At 47.6% G+C, this 9,929-nt stretch carries 8 protein-coding genes; 5 read left to right on the top strand and 3 right to left on the bottom strand.

Annotated features, from left to right (window positions below):
- The first annotated feature begins 358 nt into the window (after positions 1 to 358).
- From OXH00_22920 to OXH00_22900, 5 genes are all read left to right on the top strand, one after another.
- Positions 359 to 616 carry a hypothetical protein gene (locus tag OXH00_22920; protein ID MCY3743877.1) on the top strand — a complete coding sequence of 86 codons (258 nt, stop codon included), beginning with the start codon at positions 359 to 361 and terminating at the stop codon, positions 614 to 616.
- Between the two features lie 172 nt (positions 617 to 788).
- The gene (locus OXH00_22915) at positions 789 to 2,306 is read left to right on the top strand and encodes a pitrilysin family protein (GenBank protein ID MCY3743876.1); all 1,518 of its coding nucleotides are present in this window, start codon (positions 789 to 791) and stop codon (positions 2,304 to 2,306) included.
- Positions 2,306 to 4,456 (top strand): pitrilysin family protein, encoded by a 2,151-nt coding sequence (locus OXH00_22910; GenBank protein ID MCY3743875.1) that lies wholly within the window; start codon positions 2,306 to 2,308, stop codon positions 4,454 to 4,456. The genes OXH00_22915 and OXH00_22910 overlap by 1 nt, the downstream gene beginning before the upstream one ends.
- Complete coding sequence (locus OXH00_22905) at positions 4,453 to 5,232, top strand: isochorismatase family protein (GenBank protein MCY3743874.1); 780 nt, start codon at positions 4,453 to 4,455, stop codon at positions 5,230 to 5,232. The genes OXH00_22910 and OXH00_22905 overlap by 4 nt, the downstream gene beginning before the upstream one ends.
- Positions 5,233 to 5,320: 88 nt before the next feature.
- A complete protein-coding gene (locus tag OXH00_22900; protein MCY3743873.1) occupies positions 5,321 to 5,539 on the top strand; it encodes a hypothetical protein in 219 nt (72 codons plus the stop codon).
- Here OXH00_22900 and OXH00_22895 read toward each other — a convergent pair.
- The 3 genes from OXH00_22895 to xylA all read right to left on the bottom strand — a co-directional run bounded on the left by OXH00_22895 (position 5,536) and on the right by xylA (position 9,859).
- Complete coding sequence (locus OXH00_22895) at positions 5,536 to 6,219, bottom strand: hypothetical protein (GenBank protein ID MCY3743872.1); 684 nt, start codon at positions 6,217 to 6,219, stop codon at positions 5,536 to 5,538. The genes OXH00_22900 and OXH00_22895 overlap by 4 nt on opposite strands.
- A gap of 386 nt (positions 6,220 to 6,605) precedes the next feature.
- On the bottom strand, positions 6,606 to 8,501 hold the full coding sequence (locus OXH00_22890; GenBank protein ID MCY3743871.1) for a carbon starvation protein A: 1,896 nt from the start codon (positions 8,499 to 8,501) through the stop codon (positions 6,606 to 6,608).
- Positions 8,502 to 8,689: 188 nt separating this feature from the next.
- Positions 8,690 to 9,859, bottom strand: a complete 1,170-nt coding sequence (gene xylA, locus OXH00_22885) for a xylose isomerase (GenBank protein ID MCY3743870.1) — start codon at positions 9,857 to 9,859, stop codon at positions 8,690 to 8,692.
- Positions 9,860 to 9,929: the final 70 nt, after the last annotated feature.

Raw genomic sequence — 9,929 nt, 5'->3', positions numbered from 1 at the left:
CACTTTTCCAACAATATGAAATGTTGGTCCTATTGGACAAAACATAGGTAGTTTGCGGGAAATCACCATATCAAAACGAATAGAACATACAACGCAAAGGGCACAATCTAACAGATTATGCTACAAAAAAGGGCACATCGTGCGATTTGTATGATTTGAAGCACTATTTGTTATTGTTGCGGTTACAATGATTTGGAAGACACCCTCAATTTAATCCTTGCATTTCATTACGTAATTTGCTAAAATGCAGGCATTGACTATAATTTTAGAACCTATAACTTTGATTTCCCAAAGATTAATTTTTTTAATTCGGTCTTAAAATATTAATCTATTTGAGGAACAAAGAAAGGACTTTACAATGTTTGTTTGTATTGCTTGTGGTTATTTGTGGAAAGAAGCAGATAGCCCGCCAGAAGAGTGTCCAGCGTGCACAGCACCGAAAGAAAAATATATTCCTTACGATGACCGAGCAGAGCGGTGGGTCAAACGCGCTGTTGCTGCACACGTTATGTACCCAGACGAAGAAGGCGCAGATCTCCGCGCGGAGAACTCTGCACTCTCATCACACATCAGATTTGCCCTCGTCGGGTTACTCGGGGACATAGAAAAAGAATAAAGCGTCAGGAGCCTCGATCCTTCAATCGAGGCTTCTTTCTGCTGACTTACGACCTCATTTTTTTTTCAACTTTATAAAAGAGAAAATTCTATACCTCGTCTTATGGCTGAGGGTTTTTTATATGGAAAGGAAGCGGCATTTTCTAAGTTAAAAACTGCCGTGATTATGTAAAATGAAACGAATACGTTATTTGCTGATTCTATTCTTTATTGCCTTGACCGGCATAGCATCAGCACAGGATCTCTCAGACCGGGTGGTAGAGCATATTTTTCCCAACGGTCTGAAGTTATTGATGATTAAACGTGATACCTCGCCGACTATTGCACCTTACATTCTGTTTAAAGCCGGATCTGTAGATGAATCAGACGATACACGCGGTATTGCACACATGTTAGAACACATGCTGTTCAAAGGCACGAAAACAATCGGCACAAAAGACTATGAAAAAGAGAAAGTCGTGTTGGCTGAAATAGATCGCGTAGGCGATGCGCTTGACATGGAGCGTGCGAAAGGCGCGAGAGCAGATGCGGATAAAGTAGCCGAATTAGAAGCGGCACTCAAAGAACAACAGGAACTTGCGAAGGAGTGGATCGCCACCGGTGAATATACTGAAATCTATACACAACACGGTAGCACAGGATTCAACGCTGGTACCTCTGTTGATTACACTATCTATACGGTGGAGTTGCCGTCTAACAAATTAGAATTGTGGGCGATGCTTGAGTCTGACCGGCTTAAGAACGCTGTCCTCCGTGAATTTTATGTAGAACGTGAGGCTGTTAAAGAGGAACGCCGGATGCGTGTGGATACCAGTCCGGGCGGCAAACTCTACGAACAGTTTATCGCCGCTGCTTTTACTGCCCATCCGTACGGAATGCCAATCATTGGCTGGCCTTCGGATATTGCTATGCTCAATCGGCGCAAGGCGGAAGCGTTTTTCAAGATCCACTATGCCCCCAATAATTCTGTCATGGTGATTGTGGGGAATATAGACATAGAGGAGACCGTTGCGCTTATTGATACATATTTTGGTGATATGCAGGCACAACCGCTTCCGAGTGAAGTAACAACGAAAGAACTTCCACAGGAAGGTGAACGCCGGATTGAAGTTGAATATGACGCGGAACCGCAGCTCATGATTGGATACCATAAACCGACAGTCCCACATTTTGACGATTATGTACTGGATTTTATCAGTGCAATTCTTTCTGATGGACGCACCTCTCGGTTTTACAAAAATATTGTTGAGGAGGGCATAGCTGTCTCTGTTAATTCAATAAATGGGTATCCGGGAGCACGCTACGACAATCTTTTCGTCGTAAATGGTACACCACGGTCACCACACACGACCCTTGATGTTGAGGAAGCGATCTACGCAGAACTCGAGAGGCTTAAAACTGAACCTGTGGCGGAAAAGGAATTTAAACGCATCCTTAAGCAGATTGATGCGGGTTTCATCCGCAATCTCAGTTCAAACGCCGGAATGGCACAGCAGTTGGCTTTCTATGAAGGGATCGCTGGCGACTGGCGGTATATACTGGGTTGGCGCGAGAATATGTATAAAATTACACCTGAGGACATCATGAAAGTCGCAAACACCTATTTCACGAAAAGCAACCGCACCGTCGGCACACTCGTTAAGAAAGCGGCAGCAGCACCCGCCGGTGAAAACACGGAGGGGAATGAATAATGAACAGACAAACCTATTCAGGACTTGTCATCGCGATACTGATAGTTTGCTTGGTGGTTTGCGGCATTCCGTCTACATTCGCGAAACCGCACGAAGAACTCACCTTTGAACCGATCGAGTTTAAACCGCCAGTGCCAGAGAAACGGATGCTTTCAAATGGGATGGTGCTTTACCTGCTTGAAGATCACGAGTTGCCGCTTTTCAATATCAACGGTTTGATTAAAACCGGGGACATTTACGATCCTGCGGATAAGGTCGGTTTATCATCAATATTTGCAACCGTTATGCGAACCGGTGGCACGGTATCGCGCGAACCGGACGCACTGAACGAGGAATTGGAATCAATGGCGGCTTCTGTTGAAGTCGGCATGTCCCGCGAGTACGGGACCATTAATCTCTCAACACTCGCGGAAGACATCGAGAAAGGATTGGAAATCTTTTCGGATGTACTGAGGAATCCAGCGTTTCGCGAAGACAAATTGGAACTCCGTAAGCAGCAGTCGATCGAACGTATCCGTCGCCGCAACGATAATCCGATTCAACTCGCGTGGCGCAACTTCTCTGCGCTGCTCTACGGGATCGACCATCCATTCGGACGGTATACCGAAATTGAAGGCATAGAGAGTATCACTGTTAATGATCTCAAAGCCTTTCATGCGAAATATTACCATCCTGACAACATGATGCTCGCGATTACCGGCGATTTTGATACGGAAACCTTGATTGCGCAGCTTGAAAAGGTGTTTGCGGGATGGGAATCCGCAGAAATTGCGTTTCCAGACGTTCCAACAGTAGATGCTACCCCGAAAGCGTCCGTTAATTATATTTTTAAAGATCTCCCTCAGTCAGTGATGCTCATTGGGCATTTCGGCATCAAGCGCACCCCCGACTTTCCAGACTATTTCGCACTCCGAGTCATGAACGATATTCTCGGTGAAGGCGGTTTTACTTCTCGTCTCATGAAGGAAGTGCGTGAGAAGCACGGTCTTGCCTATATGGTGGGCAGCATCATGCAAACGTCATATTACACGAATCCGGGGGAATGGTTTGCCTATTCACAGACCCGGACCGATAAAACGGCAGAAGCGATCTCACTCATTATTGATGTTGTCAAAGGACTCCGGGATGCGCCTGTGCCGGAAGCGGAGCTGCAGCGCACTAAAGATTCACTCATCAATTCGTTTGTCTTTGGTTTTGAGAGCAGCGCACAGATCGCCTTCCAGCAAATGATGCTCGCCTATCGTGGTTTCGCGCCAGACTTCCTTGAAACCTTTACCGATAATATCGCGAGGGTCACGGCGGAAGATGTGCAGGCAGTCGCGCAGAAATATCTCCATCCAGATGCATTGACGATTGTCACTGTCGGAAATAAAGAGAGTTTCGACCGACCGCTTGCTGAGTTCGGGGAGGTTAACGAAATTGAGATAGAGCAACCTGCTCCTCCGCCGCCTGCGGAACCGATGCCAGAAGCGAGTGAAGCGGACATGGCAAAAGCCAAAGAAATCCTCGCTGCAGCAGTAGAAGCGCATGGTGGACTTGAGAAGTTGCAAGCAGTGAAGAACGCTGTTATGGAAATAGATATTTCCGCCAATTCACAGGCAGGTCCCATGCAGGTAGACGCCAAGTTATACTACCTCTTCCCGGACAAATTTAGGCAGGATTTAAAGCTGCCCCAAGGTGAAATGGCTTACGTCTATGACGGCTCCGCCGCGTATGCGATGACACCGATGGGTGTTCAACCTATTCCACCGCAAATGGCTGACGCTTTCAAGGATAGTATTTTCCGAGAGACTGTGTGGCTCCTGGCGAATCTTTCGCAAAACGATATTCCAATCCAATATGCCGGGACGGAGGATGTGCAAGGCAAGCCTGCGTCTATTCTGCTGATTCCACAGCCATCGGGCGAAATGTTGAAGGTTTTTGTGAGTGATGAGACCCACTATGTCGTGAAATATGCCTATCGTGAGGCTTCGCAAGGGGTCGTTGCTAACCGAGAGAACCTCATGGACGATTACCGCGATGTTGATGGTGTTAAGATAGCGTACCGGACGGTTCAGAATATAGACGGTCAGCTCTTTTCTGAAGGTCGAGTGAAGGGTGTCACGTTGAATGCTGAGTTGGACGCGTCGCTATTTCAGGAGCCAGAATGAAAACCTTAGATTTGCGTGTCCGCTACTTTCAGGATAGCACACCGGCAGATGTGCCGTGCCGTGAAACTGCGTTTATCCGACGTGAGTTTGAGATGCCGTTGCCGGTTGATGAGACGGCTTTGGTCCTCGTGGATTTGTGGAACGTGCATTTCATCGAAAGTTGGATAGAACGCGCGGCACAGATAACGACTGAGTGCGTTGTGCCAGTGATAGACTCGGCGCGGCAAGCGGGTTTGACAATCGTGCATGCGCCATCGCCACCGGTGGCGGAGCAGTATCCACAACTCAAACGCCATAAGCCACCTGCACCGTCTACACCTTCGGCGTGGCCTCCCTCCGATTTCCGAGGTCGTGCGGGTGATTACGCCGTTTACCGTGGTCCTCGTAGTCAACCGCCGGGTATTGGTATCCATTGGGATAAACTCGCTTCACAACTCGCTGTATCCCCCGCAATTGATGTACAAGATGATGACTTTGTTATCGCAACGGGGCAGCAGTTGCATGAACTCTTGGAGGAGCGGCGTATCTTGCATCTGCTCTTTGCCGGTTTCGCAACGAATTGGTGCGTGTTGGGTAGGGATTACGGTATCCGGTCTATGTCAAGGTATGGTTATAACATGGTGCTACTCCGCGATGCCACGACGGGTGTGGAGTTCCCCGATACGTACGATAATCTGTTCACAACGGAGATTGCCATTCGGGAAGTAGAGCAGCAGTATGGGTTTAGCGCATCAAACGCCGATTTCTTTGCGGCTGTTGAGGGGCTTCCAGCATAGCGCGTGCTGATAGACGTTCATTTTCATTGTTAGGCGAGGTCTCTGTGCCTCGCCTTCTTTCGTACTACCACAAAACGGGAGGCTGATTATGAATAAGTATGAAGGAGGCAGTTTTGATGATTTTCTCAAGGAGGAAGGTATCTTTGAGGAGGTAACAGAATATACCCTAAAACGACTACAGATTTTACGACTTGCGGATATTGTGAAGGTGCTTATTCAGCGGGAAACAGCGTTTGTGGAGGAAGTAAAATCCGATGTAGAAAGGGATAAGGTAAGGGACGTTTTACGGAAGCATGTATCGGATTAAGAAGGCAAAACAAACGCGTTTTTGAACTTCTTGAACCAACTCGTAAAGAGATTGACAGCCTCGGGGTCCTGACGTTTCGGTGAAAACTGATAAGTGCCTTCGCCTTCCTCTCCGTAAGATAGCGAATAAATTCCGTGTGCCTGCCGCCCGATTGCAATCACTCCGAAAGCCTTTCCGTTCATGTATGTGCTTTTTCCAAAGGGTTTTTTGCTCCCTATAGCGATAGTGATGACCCCATAAACGCGTGCATATCCAATTGCGATAACACCAACAGACGACATAACACCTATAGATATAATACCGCAAGAGCTGAACATCCCGATTGAAATCACGCCAAAAGAGAAATTACCGATTGAGATAATTCCAAAAGCGAAGTGACTCACGGAAACAATTCCAGATGCAAACATTCCGAATGCTATGTGTGGAAATCCCACGTCTAACAGTAGAGATTCGCCGGCATGCCACAGACGTAAAAAACCGGTGACGTCAACTTTGGTCTGCTCTAAATACCATGCAATCAGGTATGCTATGAAAGGCGCGCTAATCAAGAGAACTGAAACGATAAAGATAGTATTGAATCTTTGAACGTATCTGTTGAATGTCCTTTGAAAGATTTCTGCATCAAAAGGATGGTTGTGAAGTGCTTCGTCTTTGGTCTGTTTTTCTATAGTCTCTGGCATCTTTTCTCCTTCCGCTGAAAGGTATTCGCTTGATTGATAAAAACTAACATCGCCAAAACGATGACATAGGACTCATATTTCTGTGATTATAGTAAAGCACGAAAATAAATTGACACACCACGATAGCAACCCACATTGCCTGATCGTAAGGGCTGGGTAACCCAGCCCCTACGATCAATCGCGCGTCCAAATAATTATGGGCTTTACTATAAAGAGACTATTTGTCGATAGAAAGGGTGCATAATTTGAAAATAGAGGGAGTCAGAAGTATGGGTTTGAGGTAAGAAGTGGGATTGTGTGATAAAAAAAGAATCCGTATGATATAATGAAGTACCCTGAATATTTACCAAAGGGAGTTTTCTACGGATATTATATCAATATTCTGTTTAATCAGCAGCAACGCTTTCCAATGGCGGGAGTTCGGGGTAATTTCCGCGGGCATTTCGCCAGGCGATAACACCTTCAGCAACCATCCATATTTGCAACGCCTCTACGACGACCCCAAATCCGAAAAGCAGATATTTACCGGTGAAGAGCCAGCCAGTCTGTGGATCGAACATTTGATGCAACATTGCCCAAGCGGGCATGATGAGCATGACGACCATCGGGAGGAACGCGAACCAGATCGGTTTGTTACGGCGCACGAGATAGAAGACAATGACCATGAACGCTAATCCTGCTAAGAGTTGATTCGTTGCACCGAAGAGGGGCCAGAGTGTCAAGCCGCCACTACCGGGTCCACTTGGTCCCTGTAGTAAGGCGACAGCAGCCGCAAGGACTAACGCAAACGCAGTAGCGACGTAACGGTTCATTAACGGTTTGATGTTAGCTGTCTGCGCGAGTTCAAAGATGACATATCGCTGAAGCCGTGTCGCAGTATCAAGCGTTGTGGCAGCGAAACTGGCGACGAGTACTGCCATAATTGCGATACCCATCTTGAGTGGGATGCCAAGCGAAGCGAGGAAGTTTCCACCGCCATCAACAAACGCGCTCACCTTTGCCTTGAGATTATGGCTTGCCCAGCCTCCGACGACCGTTGTTGTACCATCAGCATTTGTTACTGTTTCGGAAGTAGCATAACGGGTTCTCCATGCATCGTGATTGGTAACAGGTGCAGCACTTTCTGCTGCGATAATAGGCTCAAAAGTGTAGTTTGCACCGGTACCGGTGCGGTTGAAAATCCCCATCCCGATGCCAGCACAGCAGGCGAGAATGACAATAACGGCGAGTCCGCCTTCAAGCAACATCGCACCGTAGCCTACGTATTGTGCATCACTTTCGGATTCGACTTGTTTGCTGGAAGTCCCAGAACTCACCATACAGTGGAAACCACTCACAGCACCACACGCGATTGTGATAAAGAGGAAGGGCCAGATCGGTGGTGCGTCGGGTGGGATGTCTGAAGCGACAGCAGGGGCGGAGGCTACAAGGTCTGCTTTGCCTGTTAAGCCTGCTACGGCGAGTCCGAGTAGCAATAGGAGCAGTGCTAATACGAGTTCGTGGCTATTGATGAAATCACGGGGTTGTAGGAGTGTCCACACGGGGAGTACTGAGGCGATAAAACAGTAGACAAAAAGCACCAACGTCCAGACGACCACGACGTTCAGGTAAGTTTGCCCCAGTAACGGGATACCGAATATTTGACTTAAATCGATCGGTAGGAGGTATGCGCCGACACCCATCCCGATGTACATGATACCGAGGGCGACAATGGATGGAATGAGAATGTTACCACCTCTGCGGTAAATCCAGAGACCGATGGCGATAGCGAGCGGGATTTCCACCCAGACGGATAAAACTGACTCAGGATAGTAGGAGAAGATCAGGGCGATGACTAAACCGAAGATGGCAAGGACAATCGTCAAGCCCATGAAGAGCACGAAAAGGAAAAGGAATTTTGCGCGGGGCCCTATCATTCTGCCCGCTACTTCGCCGACACTTTGTCCTCGGTTGCGGAGTGAGACCACAAGCGCGCCGAAATCGTGAACAGCCCCGATAAAAACCGACCCCAGGATAACCCATAGCAACGCTGGTAGCCATCCCCAAAAGACGGCAATTGCGGGTCCTACGATCGGACCTGTGCCAGCAATGCTTGTGAAATGATGTCCGAAAATAATCTCCTTTTTGGTCGGAACGTAATCGACATCATCTTTCAGTTCTTGACTCGGCACCGTCGCTTGCGCATCTAATCCAAAAATCTTTCTCGCCAGCCATTTACCGTACGTGTGATAGGCGACGATGAAACCGACGAAACTCAAAACCGCAATGATAAGGGTATTCATTTTTTAATTTTACCTTGCGGAGGAACAACGGGGGTTAGACCTATCGGATGCGTTCCTTAAATCCGCTCTCCATTTCATTACGAACTACAGGGTTTGAGACTATCTTTAGTAGTAACCAATGTGAGACGAAACCTCTTTACCAACGACCGACTGTCAACGCCTCCTTACGGTTCTGGTAAAAGTTTAGCTTACCTGACTCCCGTCAAAACTTCAAACGTGAGTTGATCCAATTTCTCGTATCCGAGTCCTTTTTCTGCGAGGGTATCCGGTTCAAAGTCTATTTTTCTTAGCCTTCCGACGCTCTCGGCACTGTAGTTTGCCATGAGTGCTTCAAGTTCAGGGTTACGTGCTCGCACTTCCGCAAGAATCCCTTGAATTTCCGCATCTTCGTTAAAACGGTGTGCTTTGTCCTTCAAAATCAGGTAGCTTCGCATACATCCCGCAGCGAAGTCCCATACGCCTTGTTCATCTTCAGTGCGGTAAGCGTGAGCGTCAAAGTGGCGGTTGCCATCCCAGTTCACGTCCTCAAGGAATTTAACAAGGAAGAAAGCACTTTTGATGTTTTCGGAACCGAAACGTAGATCTTGGTCGAAACGACTCATCTTCTGGTCATTGAGGTCAATGTGGAAGAGTTTACCGGCTTCATAGGCTTGTGCGACACCGTGAATAAAGCTTAATCCTGCCATCGTTTCATGAGCGAATTCGGGATTAACGCCGACCATTTCTGGGTGATCGAGCGTTTCGATAAAGTGAAGCATGTGTCCAGTCGTCGGTAGATAGATGTCGCCGCGCGGTTCGTTTGGCTTTGCCTCAAGCGCGAAGCGGAGGTCATATCCTTGGTCTTGGACGTAGTGCGTGAAGTAGTTCATCGCCTCACGATTCCACTTGACCGTATCCGGTCCGTTCTTGGCGGCATCGACTTCTGCGCCTTCGCGTCCGCCCCAAAAGACATAAACCGTTGCGCCGAGTTCCACGCCGAGGTCGATGGCATTTAATGTTTTCTGAATGGCGAATGCGCGTACCTTCGGGTCATTAGAAGTAAAGGCACCATCTTTAAAGATCGGATGGAAAAATAGGTTTGTTGTCGCCATCGGGACTTTCATACCGTGATCTGAAAGAGCCTTCTTAAATTCGCTAACAATATTATCGCGTTCAGCGGCTGAAGCATCAAATGGGACGAGGTCATTATCGTGTAAATTGACGCCATACGCGCCCAATTCACTGAGTTTTTCGACTGTGTAGGTAGGTTTCAGAGGGGGCCTGACAACATCACCAAATGGGTCACGTCCTGGGTTACCCACAGTCCACAATCCAAAGGTAAACTTATGCTCAGGCTTAGGCTGATACTGTTCTGACATTCATTCACTCCTATTGCTTATTAATTTTGATACAGTTTATAAGTTGACACTTAGATTATACCATATTTTG

Source organism: Candidatus Poribacteria bacterium, from assembly GCA_026706025.1.
Taxonomy (GTDB): domain Bacteria; phylum Poribacteria; class WGA-4E; order WGA-4E; family WGA-3G; genus WGA-3G.
The sequence above is the reverse complement of the archived record's forward strand: the minus strand, read 5'-3'. Positions and strand labels throughout refer to the sequence as shown.